We start from the raw sequence: 21,020 nt of genomic DNA, 5'->3' as shown, positions 1-21,020 counted from the left end.
TATGAAATTAGCAGCTATAGATATAGGCAGTAATGCCGCCAGACTTCTCATCAATGAAGTGGTTTTGAACGCCAATCATCAACCCGAATTTACCAAACTTAATTTATTGAGAATTCCGTTGAGGTTGGGTATGGACGTCTTTGTTAAAGGAGAAATAGGAGAGGAGCGGTCTAAAATGGTGGTAGATACAATGAAAGTTTTTAGTGATTTAATGAAAATCTACAAGGTAGAACATTACCGTGCTTGTGCCACAAGTGCAATGCGTGATGCTAAAAACGGACAAGAAATAATAGAACAAGTGGCAAAAACTTCTGGGATTGAGATAGAAATTATTTCAGGAACTGAAGAGGCAAACTTGGTTTACGAAAATCATATAGCTGAAGGCTTAGACGAAGATTACGACTATCTTTATATAGATGTGGGTGGAGGTTCTACGGAGGTTACCTTTTATGAAAACGGAAAGGCTAAATTCTCTCATTCGTTTAATATAGGGACAATTAGGCTTCTAAATCATTTGGTAACCGATGCCCATTGGGAGGAAATGAAAGACTTAATCAAGAGCCATATTACGGGCAAAAAACCGATAGTAGCGATAGGCTCTGGAGGAAATATCAATAAGGTATTTTCTATGAGTAAAACTAAAGATGGTAAGGCTTTGGCAACTTCTAAACTGAAGAAATATTACAAAGAATTTTCTCAACTAAGCGTAGAGGAAAGAATGGTAAAGTACAAAATCCGTGAAGACCGAGCTGATGTAATTGTACCAGCACTTAAAATTTTTAATAATATTTTAAACTGGGCAGATATTTCTAAAATATTTGTCCCTAAAATATCTGTTGCTGATGGGCTTATACACCACATCTATGAAACGGTGAACGAGAAAAAATAAGTTTTACCAAAGCCATGTTTTATATTTTTTAGTGATGCCAAAAATTGGCGAAGCCTCGATACTATGGTCGAGGCTTCTATATAATAGCAGTTGCCCGGTAAGAACTGCTTATAAGTAACGATATGATTATTATTTAACGATATATTCTTTTACCAATTCTTTGGCTTCTGTAGTTTGTTGGGGCTCTAGCTTCATAAGTTCGGAATAGAGGTAAGTGTCTTGCACTTTGGGTTTTACATAAAGGTCTTGCTTTTTGTTCATTTTGTTTGCCCATTCTTCTCTTACTGCTGCCCATAGTGGAGCATATTCTTTCCAATAGTTTTGTGCAGTTAGGCATTTCTTATCTTCTACTTTTTTGTAGTATTCTTTACCAATTTCTTCTGCTACTATAGTATCTTCTTGGTTATCTTGCCTTAAGATTTTCTTATTGTCTTGGAAATGGAGCCAACCCCATTCTGTAATCTCGTGTCTATTAGTCCTGTTTAAAACATTATAGTCTGTTCGTGTGGTATATTCTCTTCTAGGGAGCGGAGCATCTGCGGTACTTTCCCAGAATGTTCTTTCGTCTAAGTGTATCCATGTTCCAGAGCCAGAGTACCTAGGAGCATCATCTACTTGATACACAATTTGTGTCCATTGTCCTTTAACCTGTTTAGGATTTAGAGATTTATATTTCCAGTGATTTTCTTTATTAAAAACATAAAGGTCTGTATTTTTATAGAGCCAATCTTGTCTCCAATGTTTTACAATAGCATTTTTACCTTCGCCTTTTGGGTTTACAACAAGTAGATGTTGTAGAGCTATTTTGTTAGGCTGTTCCTCCACTATAGCTATCCATTCTAGAGCTTTAGAGTGGTAGTTGTCTTTCTTTTTGTACTCTTTGTTAGGAGAGAAAGTTTCGGAGAAATTAAAGGAAACTTCATAGCAACCCGCCATATTCTTAATGGCTGTAATATCTCTTTTATCTTGTGCGTTCGCTGTTAGATATAACAAAGCAATAGCAGGGAGTAATGTCTTTGATTTCATCTTTAATTATTTTCTTTGCAAATCTATTTAAAATTATTCTAAATAAAAACTGATATTTATCATTAAAATTTATTTAGAATTGTTAAAAATAATGATTTAGATTTGCAAAGTTTTTGAGTACTATGAACAAAAGAACTATAATTTCGGCGGGGATATTATTTCTAGGATTACCTCTATTGGGGCAAAGTTCTAAAGATAGTATTAGGACTATAGAAGCGGTTGTGCTTTCTGGTAATACCTTTGTACAGAAGGTATCAGACGTCCCATTGCCAATTCATAGCGTAGAAAAAAAACAAATAAAACAAGTAGGCAGTCTTCGGCTTAATGATATTTTAATGGAGCAAACAGGGCTAGTGATTACCCACAACCATGGGACTGGTGTACAAATACAAGGTATGGGGGCCGAATATACTTTGATCTTGGTAAATGGAATGCCCTTGTTGGGTCGTACGGCAGGAACTTTGGATTTATCTAGAATTACGGTTAATGATATTAAAAGGATTGAAGTTCTTAAAGGTCCAAGCTCATCTTTGTATGGTTCAGATGCTTTGGCGGGAGTTATCAATATCATTACAGAAGATGCAGAAACGACTAAAGGTAGCCTAAATTTAAGAGCAGGAACTAATACAACCATAGATTTTGGAGGCGATTTTAGTATAGTTAAAAATAATTTTTCGGCTCATTTTTCAGCCAATCGTTACAGTTCCGAAGGGTACGGATTTAATAATAATGAATTTGCACAAGTGGTAAACCCTTTCCAGATTTATACCTACTCTTCTAAGTTGAAATATAAATTAAGCCCAAAGTGGGAATTAGCTCTATTCTCTAGGCTTTATAATGAAACTATTGATACTAAAACACTTTATCAAAAAGAGAAACTTACAGGGTTTGCTAAAACATTAGATTATAATATTTCTCCAGAGATTATTTGGAAACCTACGGAGCGTTTAACCTCTGTGGTGAGGTGGTATTGGTCTGATTTTAAAAATGACACAAACCTTAAATTTCTTGAAACTAAGAAAACCTTTGACGAAACTTTTTATAGAGAGCAGTATAAAAGGGTGGAAAACTTTACTGAAATTAAATGGCACCCTAAACTACAAACCACACTAGGGGCAGGAGCTATTTTTCAGGGAGTAGAGGCTTCTCGTTATAGTAATAAGAAAGAAATGCACCAACTGTATGGCTTGGCACAGGCTAATTATAAAGCGACTGATAGATGGCAAATTTTGGCAGGTGTAAGGTACGATTATAATAATGTTTTTGGGGCACAATGGAATCCGAAATTAGCAACCGATTTTAAATTTACAGAGGCACTTACCCTGAGAGCTTCTGTGGGGAGAGGTTTTAAGGCACCAGATTTAAGGCAACTCTATCTTAATTTTACCAATAATTTGGTGGGATATTCGGTGGTAGGCACTCAAGAGGTAGAGGCAATGGTAGAGGAGATGTGGCAACAGGGAAGTATAAGTCAGATTTTTATGAATCCTCATCAGATGTCCAATCTTAAAGCAGAGAGTTCGTGGGCTTTCAATATGGGAGTGGATTTTAAAGCTTTCGGTTGTTTCAAATTTGGGGTTAATGCATTTAGAAATAATATAGAAAACCTCATCAATGTAGCTGCAGTCGCTAGAAAATCTAATGGACAAAATATTTTCTCTTATCAGAACCTCAACCAAATCTATACTCAAGGGCTAGAAACAGAGTTGGCTTGGAAGTTTCTACAGAATTTTAATTTTTCCCTTGGATACCAATATTTAGAAGCCAAAGATAGAGAAGTATTGGATAAGATAAAAAATGGAACGATAAAAAGTGGCGAGAACGACCAAGGGGAAACCATAAAAATTAGAAAGCACAACTATTTTGGGATTATAGGTAGGAGTAAGCATAGTTTTAATTCTAAAATTTTTTATCAAGACAAGAGCGGTTTCTTTGCTAACCTAAGAGCTATTTATAGAGGGAAATATGGTTTTGCAGACCTAGATGGAAATGGCATTATAAATAACAGCAAAGAGCTAGCTCCAGGGTATTTTTTATTAAATTTTTCTACAGGCAAAACCTTTGCCTCAAAATATACATTTCAAATGGGGATAGATAATGTTTTGGGGCATACTAACCCTCAATACAATCCCGAATTTTTTGGGAGATTGTGGTGGGCAAGTATCAATTTTAGTTTTTAGTATAAAAGATATAATAAACAATTAAATTAAAATTACTATGAAAAAAATCTTATTAGGATTTCTAACGGTAGCTACCATTCTTTCTTGTTCAAAAGATAGAGATGAGGTTGTGGTAGAAAATCCAGAAGCTAGTGTAAAAGTACAAACAGTTTCGGATTTGTATGTTCCTTCAAGAATGTCTAAGGATTACGACCCCCAAAAGTACATTCTTTTCAATCTAAAAGATGCCAAAGAAGTGGCTTCCGAAAAATTGGATACCACAGAGTGGGATATAGGTTTTAATGGGACTACCATTATTGTAAACGGAGGGAGTGCGAGAAAAGGTAAAGGCGGTGGTCTAGTTTTGGACAAAGCCTATGCAGATGTAAAGGAAGCTCCTGCGGATACAGAATTTAAAGGAGATGAGCTTAAAGAAGGTAAACTCACTTTAGCCATTCCTACGGGGAGCAACAATGGCTGGTACACCTATGATATGTCTACCCATACCATTATGCCGATTAAAGGGCGAACCATCTTGATTAAAACAGCAGATGCCAAGTACGCCAAAATTCAAATAAAGAGCTATTACAAAGGAGCCCCAGATAACCCAGGTACAGACAATACCAATATGGGATATTATACTTTTTCGTATTCTTATCAGACCAGCGGAAGTAAGGTATTTAGTAAATAGAATAAGTTTTTCAATCACATTTTATTTTGCTCGTTTTCTTATCACTTAAGAAAGCGAGTTTTTATTTTGTGATTATTTGTAGATAATGCACTTCTTGATGTTGACTTTCAAGAAATACACAAAACTTATATTATAGAAAAATTTTCAAAAAAAATTCCTTATAGTGATTGTTTAAATGGTTGTTCTTCTTTATGGGGTATTATAAAACTGTTTAATCTCAAAAAGCTCCCCCTTAGAAAACTCTTTAATATTCGAAATAGCTTGCCCCTTTTGGATTTTTTCAAGACTTCTATATGCTTTTGTTCCGTCTTTGTCGCTAAATCCTAAAAATTTATTAATTGCTTTTGTGTTATTTTTATCTTTTACATTTAGTAAAAATGATATTTCACACATACTTGAAAAGTCAAAAGTTGGTTGGTTAAATTCTTCAATCCCTTGTGATAAAAGTACAACCGAAACACCTTTTGAACGTATCTCACGCAAAATTTTCTCTAAAATATCTTGATACTTTTTCTCTTTGAATATAACATGTGCTTCATCAATTAACAAAACATAACGCATAGCACGATAACCGTTTTCTGTTGGTGTACTTTCCATATTCATAAATACATTGTAAATGTAATTTATAATTAAAAATAATGAAGTAAAACGAACAGAATTTGATAAATCGCCAGACAAAGACAAATAAATATTCTGATTCAAAAAAATTTTCACTTTTTTGTCCTCTTGGAATACATTGTAACGGCTTAATTCTTCAATGATTTCCGTTAGTATGTCTCGTTTATCTCCAACAATTTCTAAAAGTTGCTCATTAATCTCTCTAAAACTTGGATGTTCTCCAGGCTTTTTAGAGATAAACGCTTCGTTTGTTGCTTCTCTTAGTTTTCCTCGTTGTTTGATTCCTATATTTGAATATTTACAGATAATATCTACAAATTTATCAATTCCCATTTGCTTATTTATGTCATTGATACTATCAATAAATGACAAAGGGTTTATAGGAAATGGCGTATTGGGGGCATCAATAAATTGAGCTCTTGTCTTTTCAAAAAAAGGTTGCATTTGAATTAAATCATCATCTTTCAAACCCTTAAAATCCAAGTAAATAAAATTGACATGATAATTTGATTTCTCTGATATTTCTTTCAAAATTTGCAATGCAAATTGTGTTTTTCCTGTTCCTGAACTTCCTGCAACTGCTATGTGATTATTATTGTATGAATTAGTATCGTTGAAATTTAATACAATATCTTCAGTTTTTTCATCTAACTTATTTCCAACCAAAATTTTAATTGGTTCTCCGAAGTAGGATTTTTCAATATTTTGATTATTGTTTTTCACAGCATCTAAACTCACTTTTACAGTATCTAAGAATGAAATTCCTTTGTCTAAATGTTCAGTTAAAAAATCGAAAAACGTATAATTATGTTGATTTGAAAATAAATTATCCATTAACTCCAAACCGTGGTCAATATGTAATTTTATGTACTTTGGAATATTGTCGTCTGTTTTATAAATTCCATAATGTTGGCAAATCAAAGCTATGAAAAAATCCCTGTATTTTGCATCAAACAAAATATGGTCTTTGTATTCTTTTCCTTTGGAATCGTATAGATTAAATTCCGATGATGTGAAATATTTTCCATTTTGCAAAGAATACCCTAATGCTATTCTTGCAATTACATTTTCTTTTGTACCGACAGGTAATTTTGACGTTAGTTTTCTAACTATTTCCTGATTTGCCTCTGATGTTCTTATGTTAATTTGCATAAAGCTCGTTGTACTTTTTGATTAAATTGTTCGGTTCAGTATATTCAAATGTTGAAGCATCTGTGCTCACATTGTGGATAATATAGGATTTACTGATATTAGGCTTTAATAATTCAAACTCACTTTCTGTTAATTCTTTATGAATTAGGGGGAATAAAACAACCTGATCTGAAACGTTTGGATAAAATTCTTTGATTACATTTTCTGCGTGATCTTTGTCAAATTTCTGCATAGGTGAATCAATGAAAACAGGAAATGAAATATCTGATTCATCAACCAATGCTTTCAATAGAGCAGAAGCATACATTTGACGTTCTCCCATAGACAAAGAACCTTTATCTATTTTCTCATTTCGAGAATTGAAAAGATTAATATCAACATCATCACCTGCTTGATTAATATCTACAGCAACTTTTTTAATGAATCCTTTTTTATGCATTAAACCACTCAATTCGTTTAAGATGTTTTCTTCCAATTTTTTCTTGGTTGCATCTTTAAAGTCCTTGATGAAATTGCGTAAATTCTCAATTTGTCTTTGTGTAATTTTGTCTTTATCAGAATAACGTCTTGAGTCGTCAATTTTTTTTCTTAATTCTTCTTGACGTTGTTTTAATGTTTTTATTTCATTCTTGAAAGAACCTATTTTTTCGCTCAAATCGTAAACCTCCTTATCAATCGAATAAACTCGATTATCTAGGCGTGTTTTTTCATTTCTCAAATTAGCAATGTATTCATCTTCTGCATCTTTTTCTGCTGCTCGGATTTTTCTACGAATAGAATCAAGGTCATTTTTGGAACGTGAATAATTGTCGTTAAATCTTGAGAAAGTATCTCTAAATGTGTTTTTTAGAGAATTAATTAATGTGTTTAATTCATTTGTCTCCGAATCTGAGAAATTGTGCAATGATTCGAAATTTTTTGGTAATTCAGGAACATCAGAAAAAAAATGTTTTTTGATTAAATTCCTAATTTGAGTTTCATAAAAATTACGAATATCAGTTGTAATAACCCCCTTAAAATTTTTCTTTTCAATTTCAAGGTCGTCTAAAATCAAATTAGTTTTATCTCCAACATTTTCCTGTTTGAACTTATTTTCTTTATAATTTTTCTCTTTTTCCAATTGGTTGGAAATTTCCATTAAAGTTTCTCCTGATAAACCGAAAGGAATTAAATCAAACAAATCTTTTAAACCATCTTGAATATCACTTATTTTTTCTGTTAAAGATATTTCCTCCTTTTTTAATTCATTAAGTTGTTCCAAGGTCATCATATTTCCTTCTTGGATTAACTTCATTTGAATTTCGTTAGATTCACTTTGTTTTTCAATTTTTTCTTGATTCAAATCCTGTATTTGTTGTTCAAGTGCATTAATGGAAATTTGTTTATTTTTAATGTCGGTTTCAATTTGATTAAATTCTGCTAATTCTTGTGGTTTTGCTGATTTTTTTCTGTAATCGTCTTGAATTGTTTCAAGTTGGTCTTTTAAATCTTCGTATTTTTTGATTCCCAAAACCTCTGTATAAGCTTTACTTAAAAGTCGTCTTTGTTCTGGCGAATTAATTTCGGCAAGTGAAACAATTTTTTCAGCATCAAAGAAAAAGAATTTGGCTATCTCAATTGGCAAGATAAAATCACGAATGAAAATTTCTTCTCCGTCTTGTTTTCCATCTGTTGTTAGGTCTTGAATTAATTCATTTTGATAGCCGTCTATCAGAACTTCAACTTTATCACTTGAGCTTGTTATGATATCGTATATTCTTGTAATTTTGATTTCATTACAAGTGATTTCAGGTATTTTTACATTAGTAAAAGTTACCGAAACTGAAAATTTTGTTTCTCCGTTTGATTTTGCTAATCGGTTTAAACTATTTCCGATGTATTTTCCGTAACCGCCTTTGTCGGCAATTTCTTTTTGATAAAGTTCATCAACTTTTTCCATTTGTTTACCATACAAACACCAAACTAACGACATTAAAAATGTTGTTTTACCAAATCCGTTTTTACCACTTACAACGATAATGTTTTTCCCATCCTGTGGTAACAAATTTATCTTATTGATCCCTTTATAAATGCGGAAGTTATTAAGCTCTATTTCTTTTATGAACATCTTATTTCTCCTTTTTTAGATATTCTTCGATTCTTGTTTCAATATCTTCTTTTAAACCACGCTTGCGATTCAAAAGTGATTTATTTTTTTGTAAGGTCAAAAGCTCTTGAATTAACTCAAAATCTCGCGGATTCTTCTCACAAGTTTTTCTCAGTAATTCCAATTCTTTTTCCTTTTTCTCATTTTGATCTTTCATATCCAAATCCGTTTTATATGCTTTGTGATAAATTTCTGAAACTTTCTGATCAAAAACAAAATCACGATACCAAATTGTTTGAATAGCAATTAGTTCTTGATTTGTAATCAATTCAATGTGAGGCTTGTGTTTTTGTACTTCTCTTTGTGTTTTTAGTAAACGATATAACACAGATGCACGATACCATGGAAAATAAGGACCCATTCCATTCACCGCGTCAGTTCCATTTCTGCGCTGTGGCATACGATTCTCTATAATATTTCGCTCTATTGCTAATTCATTTCTCAACTTTAATAGTGGGGTTAGCCAAGTTAAACCATTTTCAATCAATGCAGACATTGATTTATCCTGTTTTACAACTGTACATGTCCAACAACCAAAACGGCTTTGTCCACAAGACTTATGTTGTTTGTCAGTTACTACTGTTGGACATTCATAATCATCAGCACTTGCATCTAAATAAATCTGAAATAATTCATTATTATCTGCACCCCAAGGTGAAGGCATTGTATTGATGATATACCAAACTTCCTCCAACATTAAATGTCTTATTGGGGCGTACATAAAAGTATTGGGTTGTGTCGGATGCTTGGTTAATCGTTTTCCTTTAATCGCATGTTTTTTCATTGATTTTGCACGATTGGCAGATTCTGCAGAACGAGTGCCAATCAAAATAATTGCCTCGCCAAATTCACTAACTTGTTCAAGAATAAATCGAGAAGTTGGTTTTATTTTAAGACGTTCTGTACACCACCGAAAAGCATTGTTAGGTGCAGGATAACCCTTGCCAATTAAATTTACCCAAAAAGAATCTTCTAATCTTGGAATGGTTTTTACTACTCTAATAGGAATATCTTGTTCCACTGCAGCTTGTTCAATTTTGTCTAAAACTCGATGAACATATTCGGTAATTACAGGATTTTCAACCATTGTGTCGTTACAAACAACATAAATATCCCTGCTTACTACACTGTGTAAATCTTTTATTTGCTTTAATGCTTCCCATACCAATTGAAGCATTACAGTAGAATCTTTACCACCGCTAAAACCAATAATCCAGGGACGTTTAGTATCGTCCGCAAAAATATATTGGTCTATTATTTCATCAATTATATTTTGTATAAATTTTGCCATATTCTATAAGACTACAAATATAGTCAAATTATTAGTAGTTTATTAGAGCTTCGATAGATTAAACATATGAAATCTTTTGATAGCACTTATATGATGATTTTTTACAAAAAAGAATAATCCTTTGTCAACTTAAGAGTTTAAAAGAATAGAAAATTTAAAAGAGGATGGTTACTAAAATAACTTCTTTAATCACAATACAATGTATCAATAAATTTATTTTCGATAGAGAATTAATAACATTAAGGTAAGGATGCTTTATATTACTTGTTCTTTTCAAATTTTAGTGTTTCTGATTTTTATTTCATTAGATTTGTTGTCCCTTCTTTTTAGAAGAATTGTGTATAATAACCTTCAGTAAATCTAAACTTTTATATTCCCATTTACAGAAGTTCATTGCGTGAGGGCGGAGGGCATTGTTGGAGCTCCTTTTTTTGGCAAGGGGAGAAGGCTTTGGCAAAAAAGAGCGACTGCCCGAAGACCGACCCAGCAGCCTAGGGAATAGCGGTGGCTTGGGGCACGCCCTAATAAACAAATATGCTTTAAAGAGAAATAAAAAAAAGGAGTTTTTAAATTTCTAAAAACTCCTTTTGTGGTATTATGTAATAGTTATTTATGCTGGTGGCAAGGAATTACCAAAACAGGCACTGGGGCACTTTTGGTAAGTTCTTTAGTCAAGCTGCCTACAAAAACATCATAGATGCCGCTTCTACCGTGAGAGCCCATCACAATATAATCAGCCTTTTTCTCTTGCACATAGTCCAAAATAACATCTTTGGCGATGCCTTGCTTTAGGATATGCTCGCAGTCCACATCTTGGGCAACAACTCTCTGCTGTAGCTCGTTGAGTTGTAGAGCTTCTTGCTGTATTTCATTTTTTTCAATTTCAGGGAAATACTGGAAGCCCATATCGCCAATCGCAAAGCCTATATCCGAAGGCGCCACGTGGATGAGGTATATTTTACCATTAGTCTTTTTTGCAAACTTTACAGTCTCATCAAGAAGGAAATCTGTGCTTTCGCCGAAATCAACGGGAAGAATAATATTAGTCATAACTACTGATTTTTAGTTCTCTAAAGTTACAAAAAAATGTTGAATTATTAAAGTCTAAAAGCCTACAATATCCTAATATCTAAAACTTTTTGGTCTTCTAGATAGCCTTCCAAAAGGTCGTTTTCTTGCACCTTGCCTACACCTTCGGGCGTTCCTGTAAATATTAAATCGCCCACTCTTAGAGTAAAATATTTTGATACAAAGGCAATGATATCATCAAAGCCAAACATCATATGTTGAGTGGCTCCGTTTTGCTTCTGGACTTTATTTTGAAAAAGAGAAAAGTTAATGTTGTTTAAATTAAAGTTTTCCTTTTTATGAAATGAGCTTACCACCGCCGAACCATCAAACCCTTTGGAAAGCTCCCAAGGAAGTCCTTTGGATTTGAGTTTAGATTGTAAATCTCTCGCCGTAAAATCTATCCCTAAACCTATTTCATCAAAGTGTTTGTGGGCGTTTTCCTTTTGGATATACTTTCCACCTTTGGATATTTTTAGGACAACTTCCAGCTCGTAGTGTATTTCGTTAGAAAATTCGGGGATATAGAAATCGTTTCCTTTAAGCAGTGCAGTGTCGGGTTTTATAAAAATAACAGGCTCTTCTGGTATCGCATTGCCGAGTTCTTTGGCGTGTTCGGTATAGTTTCTTCCGATGCAAAGGATTTTCATAAATCAACTATTTTAGATTGAACGATTAAAATTTTCGTCTTAGCTGTATGCTGGTAAGCACTTTCTTGGTGTAAAGCGGGAAGTCAGCATTTTGTACCCAACCGAAATAACCTGCGTCTTTGGCTAAAACCTCTTCTACCAGTTGTCCTTTATATTTACCAAAGGTGAAAATCTCTTGTCCTTTGTCATCAAAAGCAATAAAACCTGCTAAGTCTGCAAATTTTTGATGGTAAGAAAACTCGCTTAGACCATTGATGTCTTTAGGTAGCTCCTCATATTTGCCTACTTGGGCATCTAGTACTTCAAAAGTAGCGAGGGTGTCTGCCTCTGCGGAATGGGCGTCTTCTAGGGTTTTGTTGCAATAGAACTGATAAGCGGCACTTAAATTTCTAGGTTCCATTTTATGGAAAATCACTTGGGCATCCACCAGTTTCATTTTACTAAGGTCAAAATCTACGCCTGCTCTTAGCATTTCTTCGGCAAGAAGTGGGACATCAAATCGGTTAGAGTTAAATCCGCCTAAGTCTGCTCCTGAAATCATTTCCATAATTTTTGGAGCAATTTCTTTAAGGGTAGGGGCGTCCTTTACATCTTCATCGGAAATACCGTGTACCGCAGTTGCAAACGCCGGAATGTGCATTTCTGGGTTTACAAGCCAAGTTTTGGTTTCTCTAGAAGCGTCTGTATTTACTTTTAAAATACAAATCTCTACGATTCGGTCTTTAGAAATATTAGTACCTGTGGTTTCCAAATCAAATATGCACAGGGGTTTATGTAGTTTTAAATTCATTATTGAAAATTAGTTGAGTTGTTTTTGAAATATTAAAGAAACTAAAATATAATACACCACGATTAAAGGAATGGCGTATATTTTAAAGAATGCTAGAATGAGTAACCCGCCTACTAATAAGGCTATTTTAGGGTAATTATCACTTAGTTTTTTAGATTTAAACTTCATTGCTATCATTTTGATAGGGCTAACTAGTAGCCACGAGCTAAGTGCAGTTAAAGCTAAAAGTCCCCAACCGTAGTGAGGTGGCTCTAATATTTTTAACGAAAATACATTAGCTACGATATAGTAAATACCGAAAATTAAAACGGTATTACTAGGTGTATTTAGTCCTTTGAAATAGTATTTCTGTTCTTCATCAATGTTGAAAATAGCCAGTCTTAGACAAGAGAATAGGGTAATGAAAAGCCCCAAGTATTTTATTTCAAATGGAAAGGCAAAACTGCCAATGTTTACGCCATAAGGTTCTAGGAGTTTATACATTGCCAACCCTGGTATTAGCCCAAAACTTACCATATCTGCCAAAGAATCTAGCTGAACCCCCAAAGGCGAGTTGGCGTGTAAGGCACGGGCTATAAATCCGTCAAAAAAATCTAATACTAAAGAAATAATAATGCATATAGCGGTAATTTCGTAAGCTCCGTTAACTAAATGGATAGCTCCTACACACCCCGAAAACAGATTGCCTAAAGTAAAGGCATTAGCGAGATTATTTTTAATAAAATTCATAGAGCAAAGATAAGGATTTCTTTTGAAGGTGTCTTTGAAGAAATAAAAGTGAGGCTATCCTATTAAAGATAGCCTCACTCATCGTTTTGTAAACTTTATTACCAGATTTTAATTCTATCCTCTGGTTTTTTGTAGTGTTTGTCTTTTGCTTCTACTTTAAAGGCATCATACCAAGCATCTACATTTACCAACGGTCCAAAACTACGGAAGTAGCCTGGAGAGTGTGGGTCAGTTTTTACTTGGTTAATCATATATTGCTCGGTAGATTTAGTTCTCCATACGGTTGCCCAGCTCAAAAAGAATCTTTGGTCTTGGTTATAACCGCTGATTTCTCCTGGGTTACCTTTATCTTTAAGATACATTTTTAACGCATCATAAGCAATGGCTACACCACCTAAGTCCGCAATGTTTTCGCCACTAGTGAAGACTCCATTTACGAAACTTCCTTTTACAGGCTCGTACTTGCTGTATTGGTCCGCCAGCTGTTTTACTTTGATATCAAAGTTTTTACGGTCTGCATCTGTCCACCAGTTGCTAAGGTTTCCATCACCATCAAAGCGAGAACCACCATCATCAAATCCGTGAGAAATTTCGTGACCGATTACTGCACCAATACCTCCAAAATTAACCGCAGGGTCTGCCTTAAAGTTGAAGAATGGTGGTTGTAATATCGCTGCTGGGAATACAATCTCGTTGTTGGTTGGGTTATAGTAAGCGTTTACGGTCTGCGGTGTCATTCCCCATTTAGATTTATCCACAGGTTTATTCACTTTTTCTGCTAAAGTTTTTTCGTAAGCCCAAAGAGAAACCTGCTTTAAGTTGTCATAAAGAGAAGAACCGTTATTGAAGTTAAGTTTAGAGTAGTCTTCCCATTTGTCAGGATAAGCCACTTTTACAGTAAACTTATTTAGTTTGTCTAATGCTTTAACTTTAGTTTCAGCAGACATCCAATCTAGGTTTTCTATATGATGCTTGTAAGACTTTTTAAGGTAGCTGATAAGCGTTTCCATTTCTGTTTTAGCTTCAGCAGGGAAATACTTATCTACATACAGTTTACCGAAAGCTTCACCAAGAACGCCATTGATGAGGCTAAGTCCTCTCTTTTCCATAGCTCTTTGCTCTTTTTGCCCTTGAAGGTATTTGCTATAAAAATTGAAGCTGATGTCGTCTAATCTCTTATCTAAATTATCTGCATTGCCAGAAATTAATCTCAATTTAAGATAATCTTTAATTAGAGGTAGGTTAGCATTATTGATGAATTTATCTAAGTTTTGATAATAGCCTAGCTCTCCTAAAATGACTCTATCTGTGTTTACACCAGCCTCTTTAAGATAAGTAGAAAGGTTTACATTTTTCACTAAACTTGGTAATTCAGAAGTGTTTTTAGGGTTGTAACGCTTGTTAGCATCTCTACCTTCCTCGTTGGTAAGTAGCGTTTTTGCCATTGTTTTCTCTAAATCTACTATTTTTTTAGCTGTATCATTAGAGTTTTTATATCCTAAAACATCTAATAGAGAAGCCACATATTTTTGGTACTCGTTAAGCGTTTTGGTGTTCTCTGCATTCTCTTTTTGGTAGTAATCTCTTCCTAACCCTAGACGAGGTCCACCTAGATAGATGGTGTTCATCTTAGAGTTTTTAAGGTCGGTATAGGCGTACCAACTGTAAAGAGGGTTATCTCCTGTACGAACTGCTGCAGTAAGATAAGTTTGTAAATCTGCTAAATTTTTGATAGCCTCAATTTTAGCTAAATCATTTTTGATAGGGCTGATGCCTTCTGCATTTCTTTTATCCATATCCATAAAAGAAGCGTAGAGGGTCTGGATTTTTTTACCTTCAGTACCTTCGGCATAGGTTTCAGAAAGGATATTTTTAAGAATGGTAAGAGACGCCTCGTCTGTTTTTTCACGCAATTCGTTGAAACTTCCCCAAGAGGCTTTATCCGAAGGAATAACAGCGGTACGCATCCAACCTCCATTTACGAAATTGTAAAAATCGTCTTGAGGGCGAACATTGGTATCCATATATTCTAGGCTAATCCCGTGTTCTTCGTGGTGGTGATGTCCAGCGTGAGAGGTATGCTCTGTGTGAGCAACTTTCTTATTTACAGAACAAGACTGAAAAACTAATGCTCCAGAAAGTGCCAATAGGCTTAATGTAATTTTCTTCATTTGAATAGATATTTTTGTCGTTTATTTTTAACTTTAGTATAGTAACAGTTTTTAAGCTGACTCTACAAAGCTACAATTTTTTTTGCTAAAAATGTTTAAGATTCGTTTGGATTAAAAACAAGAACTTCCACAACAGACTGTAAAACTCTTTGAGAAACGAAATTCATAAAGTCCTCTCTATCCAAATGAGGCAGGTGCAAATGATAGTTGTAGCTTTTGTTTTTTACTCTTACGGAATAATAGACAGAGCCTATTTCGTTTTGATATTGGTCGGTTTGTGGACCTGCAACGCCTGTGGTAGAGATAGAAATATCTGTTTTAAACAACTCTTGACAACCTATCGCCATCGCTTCGGCTACTTGCTCCGAAACTACCGTGTGTTGGTTTATCAGTTGTTTGGGAACTTTTAAAATATTGATTTTTTGATTGACCGCATAGGCAGTAATGCCTCCTTGGAAATAAGCAGAGCTGCCCGATATAGAGGTGATTAACCTTGAAATACCGCCGCCAGTACAGCTTTCGGCAGTGGAAATACTAAGTCCTCTTTTGGTAAGAATGAATTTAAGGATAGACGCTATATCCTCATTATCCCAAGAAATGACTTTGTCTTGGATTAAAGGTTTTAGCGGCTCTATAATATGGTTGAGTTGGGCTTCTAAATCGGTTTTATTATTCCCAATGGCGGTGAGTTTTAGCTTTACTCTGTTTCCGATAGGGAGGTAGGCTAGTTTGATATTTTCGGGCAGATGGCTTTCCCAATCTTCTATGGTCTGGGCTAAAAGGCTTTCGGGGAAATCAACCACAGAGATGATTTTTACCACTAGATGCGATAACGAAAACCTTTCGGCTAATAATGGAATGATTTGGTCTTTAATCAAGGGTTTTACTTCATAAGGTACACCAGGGAGAACAAAGGCGATTTTTTCGTTTTCTTCCATCATTAGGCAAGGAGCGGTACCATTGTGATTTTGTATGACTTTGGCTTTTGAAGGGATTTTTGCCTGTGGGCGGTTAATATCAAAGAGGTGAGCTCTGTTTCGGTTGATTAAAATTTGCTCCAGATGAGCCAAAGTTTCAGGGTCTGTGATGAGGTTGTCATCAAAAAAATGAGCAATGGCTTTTTTAGTTTTGTCGTCTTTGGTAGGTCCTAGACCGCCTGTAGTTATAACTAGGTTGGTGATTTTGAAGGCATCGTTTAAAGCCTGTTTGATACAGTCGGTATCATCTGAAATGGTAAAGATTTCAGCGACTTTAATCCCTATATTATGAAGTTCTTTAGCAATAAAGTTAGAATTGGTATCAATGGTGTTTCCAGCTAAAACTTCATCACCTATTATAATGATTGCAGCGTTTGTTACGGTCATAGTCTAATATTAACGAAACACAAAGTTAGTAAATAATGAGAGGAAATTAAATATAGAAGAGAATAGCTTGGTTTTTTAACTTTAAGTTTACAATGGTATAAGATATAAATCCTATATTTGCCCCTATAAGGTTTTAATAAATGAAAAGAAGAGATTTTTTAAAGAGCGGGTCTATAGCGGCTTTAGGAAGTATGCTTATCAGTCCGTTTGGTTTAAAAGCCAATACGATAAAAGAAGAATTTGGAGGGAAAAAAGCCAAAAACATCATCTTTATGGTGAGTGATGGTATGAGCGTGGGAACCCTACATATGGCAGATATTTACTCTAGAAGAAAATTAGGTAGAGCTTCTCATTGGCTTAGTTTGTACGAAAATAATTTAGTACAAAGAGCGATGATGGATATGGCATCGGCGAGTTCTATTGTTACCGATTCTGCGGCAGCAAGTTCTTCGTGGGGTGGGGGAGTGCGTGTAAATAACGGGAGCCTTAACATTAGCCCAGATGGAAAAGAAAATATGCCGATACTCCAAAAGTTTAAAAAGGCAGGTAAAAAGGTAGGTTGTGTAACTACGGTTCCTATCAACCACGCTACACCAGCGGGGTTTTGTGTAACTTCTAAAAAGAGAAGTGCGATGGATGATATTGCGATGGACTATTTAGATTTAGGTTTTGATGTGATGATGGGAGGAGGAACTAAATATTTTGAAGCAGATAAAAGAAAAGACGCCGTAGACTTAGATGCTAAGTTCCGCTCTAAAGGTTATACGGTGGTAAAAAATAAAGCAGAGATGTTGTCCGCTCCTAAAAATAAACCTATCCTAGGTACTTTTGATGAGGAGGCATTGCCGTATACTGTAGACCATAATAGTTGTGATAAAATGAAAGCCAATATCCCTACTTTGGCAGAGATGACGGAGAAGGCTATATCGCAGATGAAAGACCACCCTAAAGGCTTTGTAATGCAAGTAGAAGGCGGTAAGGTGGACTGGGCGGCACACGGTAATGATGTGGCGGCTCTGCTATACGACCAGTTGGCTTTTGATGAGGCGGTGAAGGTCGCTATAGATTTTGCAAAGAAAGACGGTAATACTTTGGTGGTAATTACTTCTGACCACGGAAATGCTAACCCAGGGCTTATCTATGGTAAAACTTGTAATGATAATTTTGACCATATACAAAACTTTAAAAACTCTAACGAATGGATATTGCAAGGGATACAGCCTGATAGCACTGTTTCTTTCGTTAAAGAGAGAATAGCCAAGGCGTGTGGAGATATGGTGTTGTCTGATGACCAAGCGAAGCAGCTATTATCCTACTACTCTAAAGCAAAGCAAGAAGATGGTTTGTATAACCCTCGCCACTTGCCGTTTAAGCTCCTTTCCGAGATGCAAAAAGACTATACCTCTGTGGGGTGGATAAGTATGGACCACTCCTCGGACTATACAGAACTTGCGATGTTTGGACCAGGAAGCGAACGCTTAAAACCGCTGATGAGAAATACAGATATACATACATTCTTACTAGACGCTGCTGAAGTAGAAAATAAGTTTTAGTGGTGTTTTGATTTAATAATATAAAAGCTTCCAAAATTATTTGGAGGCTTTTGTTATAGTAATTGGTGTACAGTAATTACTATACTATCTTTTAATATGAATGGACAGATGCGGTTTGCTCGTACGAGCGGAGGAGGATTATAAATCAACTTTACTTAGCCTCTAGATAGAGAAAATAACAACAATTTATTTTTCCTTTTTATAAAAGGAAACTACATTAGATGTTTTGTCTTAGACCGTGAATTGTATTCACTTTATTGATGGGCGGAAGTATACAAGTTTTTTGAAAAAAATACTGAAAAACCTTTTAATTTTGTTATTCAAAGAGGTATTATTGTGAGGTTTTATATTATTACTTAAATAGCAAAAGCTACATAATAAGGTGGTGTACTATGTAGCTTTAATATATTAAAAACATTACCTAATAATGAATTTTATAGTCCTTGAATCTACTTTCAATAGATATACACCCTTAGGAAGCTCAGATACATCTATTTCATTAGAAGATTTAACTGATTTCACTTTCTTCCCATCCATACTGAAAATATCTATTTTATCCAAATCTTTCCAATTAGAAAGATACAACTTGCCTCCAGTAACTGGATTTGGATAAATTTTTAAATCTTTATTTTTATGTGTTTCTTTGGTAGAAAGTTCGGTCTTCCAAATTTTATTAACCCATTCTGGATGGTCTATGAAAGGATTTCTGTTACTTTGATGATTGTAAACAGCATTATTTCTGTCTATTTCCCTTTGGCTCACAGGGTCTTGGTTGTGCCAAGTAAGTAAAATATCTAGTTGCCAATCCTCTAAGCCTTGTGTTGTAGTTCCATTAAATATATTGCCTGATTGGAAACTAGGAATTCGTTTTTCATACCTCGTTACAAAGTATAGTATCATTCTTGCTACATCACCTTTAAACTCATCTATAGGTTCAAAAACTGTTCCACTATATCCAGTGGTGCTATTTTTACCTAGTTTAGAGCCATTTTTAGAAGTCCAAGTAGCGGTGCCTACTACACTAAATGGATAGCTATCTCTTTTACCATTAACATAACCATCTGTGGGAACTACAAAATGAGCATCATTTCTCATAGGAGACGCTTTACTAAACAAACTTTGAGGTATAATGTGTTCTCTATTATAACAGCTTCCTTCTCCAGAATAATTGCCACATTGGTTAGTTTTATATCTATATGAATAAGGATCTTTTCCGTTAGGATTTTCAGAGTAAATATCTAAAATTGTATTATCATTTTCATAATATAAATCTCTGTCTGTGGTTGCGTAAGCTGTCCAAAGTCCGTTATACCCTCTGTCTCTATGTCCATTAGTAATAATCTCACTCAACTTACTTTTAAGAGTATATCCCGAAAGTCCTTCTGTGCCGTCATAATAACCATTTGGGATTTGAGCTAACCCAAGTCCTCCGATTAAAAGAGTTACCATTAAATAAATGTTTTTCATAATCAATTAAATTTATTTTGTACAAAGTTAATAATTATAAGTTACCTAAAACTTAAGTAGCTCTTATTTATTTTTGAGAATACATAAGATACTCCAAGTCCTAAGAATAGGGCTGTACCCATTACTACTAAGTAGTTTCTCATTTCTATCTTTACTGGGAAAGGTAATAGTTCTCCTGCTTTGAATAGTCCTGTCTGAATTTGAAATAAACAAATTAAAGTACCTATGATAAGTCCCGCTAAAACGCCAAAAATAACTACAAGACCTCCTGTATAGAAATAAATTTTTCTAAGACTTTGCTTAGTCATGCCTAAAGAAATTAAAACCTTGGATTGTTCCTTTTTATCTAACTGAAGAATAATAATTGCTCCAGCCAAATTGAATGTTGTAATAAAAATCACCAGTCCGAAAATGAGATAAATCATCAATTTTTCGGTGTTTATCATCTTCCAAAAAGCTGCATTTTCTTCCTCTTTGGTGCTTATCTTAACATGCGTAAGCTTACCCTCTAAATCTTTTTTAACGACATTGGCGTTAGCACTATCTTTCAGTTTAATCACAATGCTATAAGCGGTACCTTTGGGCAGGTTTAGGAGTTCCTGAGTCAGCTCTATAGGAGCTATGACATAACTATTAAGTTGGTCTTTACCATTAAAAACCCCTATTGCAAAAACCTCTTTTTTGTTAAATATATCAGACTCTTTGTTTATAATACCTTTCCCCGGCTTAGGCATAAAAAGCTGTGCATAATCTTTATCAGAACCTACTGGAATGGATAATCTAGAATTGAGTCCATTCTCCATGACAATATCATTGGTATAGTCAAACGAAAGATAACTTCCGAAAAAAATACTATTCTGTATAGGATTAACCTTAGCATAAACCGAATCTACGCCTCTTATATAGGCTATTTCTCCATTATTATTATAGTCTAGATAGACCTTTTCTTCTATAACTTTAGAAAAAGATGATATGGATTTATTCTGTCCTAGTACATCAGTAATTTTATCTATATTCTCTAAGGTTTTTCCACGAGTGCTAGTAATGGTTAAATCGGCGTGTAAATCTTCTACTAAATCCTTATTGAGCTCTTCTAAACCTGAAAAAACGGACACAATAATAAACATAGCTGCTACCGCTACCATCATAGCTATAGCTGCCAAACCAGTAATAAAACTTACCGCTTGACTGCCTTTTTTTGCCAATAGATAACGTTTTGCTATATAAAAAGGAGTGTTTTTCAATGTTTTACCTTT

At 34.5% G+C, this 21,020-nt stretch carries 16 protein-coding genes; 4 read left to right on the top strand and 12 right to left on the bottom strand.

The features are described 5' to 3' along the window. Nucleotide 1 precedes the first annotated feature (1 nt). Nucleotides 2-889, top strand: coding sequence for a Ppx/GppA phosphatase family protein (locus RA0C_RS03745; protein WP_013446842.1), 888 nt, complete (start codon nucleotides 2-4; stop codon nucleotides 887-889). Between the two features lie 129 nt (nucleotides 890-1,018). On the opposite strand, the gene RA0C_RS03740 is transcribed toward RA0C_RS03745, so the two are convergent. Beyond that, on the bottom strand, nucleotides 1,019-1,915 hold the full coding sequence (locus RA0C_RS03740; protein ID WP_013446841.1) for a DUF6607 family protein: 897 nt from the start codon (nucleotides 1,913-1,915) through the stop codon (nucleotides 1,019-1,021). 122 nt (nucleotides 1,916-2,037) lie between these two features. Here RA0C_RS03740 and RA0C_RS03735 point away from each other — a divergent pair, with 122 nt between their 5' ends. Together RA0C_RS03735 and RA0C_RS03730 are read left to right on the top strand one after the other, a co-directional pair. Then, nucleotides 2,038-4,095, top strand: a complete 2,058-nt coding sequence (locus RA0C_RS03735; protein ID WP_013446840.1) for a TonB-dependent receptor plug domain-containing protein — start codon at nucleotides 2,038-2,040, stop codon at nucleotides 4,093-4,095. 37 nt (nucleotides 4,096-4,132) lie between these two features. After that, nucleotides 4,133-4,765, top strand: coding sequence for an HmuY family protein (locus tag RA0C_RS03730; protein WP_004920347.1), 633 nt, complete (start codon nucleotides 4,133-4,135; stop codon nucleotides 4,763-4,765). 189 nt (nucleotides 4,766-4,954) lie between these two features. Here the strand turns inward: RA0C_RS03730 and RA0C_RS03725 are convergent, their stop codons facing one another. The 9 genes from RA0C_RS03725 to RA0C_RS03685 form a co-directional block, all read right to left on the bottom strand. After that, nucleotides 4,955-6,535: a DndE family protein gene (locus RA0C_RS03725; protein WP_013446839.1), complete on the bottom strand. Its 1,581-nt coding sequence runs from the start codon at nucleotides 6,533-6,535 to the stop codon at nucleotides 4,955-4,957. Further along, complete coding sequence (dndD, locus tag RA0C_RS03720) at nucleotides 6,525-8,642, bottom strand: DNA sulfur modification protein DndD (protein WP_004920341.1); 2,118 nt, start codon at nucleotides 8,640-8,642, stop codon at nucleotides 6,525-6,527. Before dndD ends, RA0C_RS03725 begins: the two co-directional genes overlap by 11 nt. 1 nt (nucleotide 8,643) lies before the next feature. Further along, the gene (gene dndC, locus RA0C_RS03715) at nucleotides 8,644-9,972 is read right to left on the bottom strand and encodes a DNA phosphorothioation system sulfurtransferase DndC (RefSeq protein WP_004920339.1); all 1,329 of its coding nucleotides are present in this window, start codon (nucleotides 9,970-9,972) and stop codon (nucleotides 8,644-8,646) included. A 606-nt stretch (nucleotides 9,973-10,578) separates the two neighbouring features. Next, nucleotides 10,579-11,022, bottom strand: coding sequence for a universal stress protein (locus RA0C_RS03710; protein ID WP_013446838.1), 444 nt, complete (start codon nucleotides 11,020-11,022; stop codon nucleotides 10,579-10,581). 62 nt (nucleotides 11,023-11,084) lie between these two features. Further along, entirely contained in the window at nucleotides 11,085-11,690 is a 606-nt protein-coding gene (locus RA0C_RS03705; protein WP_004920335.1) for a fumarylacetoacetate hydrolase family protein, read from the bottom strand. Between the two features lie 25 nt (nucleotides 11,691-11,715). Further along, complete coding sequence (locus tag RA0C_RS03700; protein ID WP_013446837.1) at nucleotides 11,716-12,480, bottom strand: 3'-5' exonuclease; 765 nt, start codon at nucleotides 12,478-12,480, stop codon at nucleotides 11,716-11,718. A 9-nt stretch (nucleotides 12,481-12,489) separates the two neighbouring features. Then, entirely contained in the window at nucleotides 12,490-13,209 is a 720-nt protein-coding gene (locus RA0C_RS03695) for a CDP-alcohol phosphatidyltransferase family protein (protein WP_013446836.1), read from the bottom strand. A 98-nt stretch (nucleotides 13,210-13,307) separates the two neighbouring features. After that, nucleotides 13,308-15,380 (bottom strand): M13 family metallopeptidase, encoded by a 2,073-nt coding sequence (locus RA0C_RS03690; protein WP_013446835.1) that lies wholly within the window; start codon nucleotides 15,378-15,380, stop codon nucleotides 13,308-13,310. Nucleotides 15,381-15,475: 95 nt separating this feature from the next. Then, entirely contained in the window at nucleotides 15,476-16,744 is a 1,269-nt protein-coding gene (locus RA0C_RS03685; protein ID WP_004920323.1) for a CinA family nicotinamide mononucleotide deamidase-related protein, read from the bottom strand. A gap of 140 nt (nucleotides 16,745-16,884) precedes the next feature. Here RA0C_RS03685 and RA0C_RS03680 point away from each other — a divergent pair, with 140 nt between their 5' ends. After that, complete coding sequence (locus tag RA0C_RS03680; protein ID WP_004920320.1) at nucleotides 16,885-18,297, top strand: alkaline phosphatase; 1,413 nt, start codon at nucleotides 16,885-16,887, stop codon at nucleotides 18,295-18,297. Nucleotides 18,298-18,714: 417 nt separating this feature from the next. Here RA0C_RS03680 and RA0C_RS03675 read toward each other — a convergent pair whose 3' ends face one another. Then, on the bottom strand, nucleotides 18,715-19,764 hold the full coding sequence (locus RA0C_RS03675) for an endonuclease (RefSeq protein WP_004920317.1): 1,050 nt from the start codon (nucleotides 19,762-19,764) through the stop codon (nucleotides 18,715-18,717). Nucleotides 19,765-19,805: 41 nt separating this feature from the next. Next, nucleotides 19,806-21,008, bottom strand: coding sequence for an ABC transporter permease (locus tag RA0C_RS03670; protein WP_004920313.1), 1,203 nt, complete (start codon nucleotides 21,006-21,008; stop codon nucleotides 19,806-19,808). Nucleotides 21,009-21,020 lie beyond the last annotated feature (12 nt).

The sequence above is a fragment of the Riemerella anatipestifer ATCC 11845 = DSM 15868 genome (assembly GCF_000252855.1).
GTDB classification, from domain to species: Bacteria; Bacteroidota; Bacteroidia; order Flavobacteriales; family Weeksellaceae; genus Riemerella; species Riemerella anatipestifera.
Note: the sequence above shows the minus strand (reverse complement) of the source record. Positions and strands in the feature narration are given on the sequence as shown.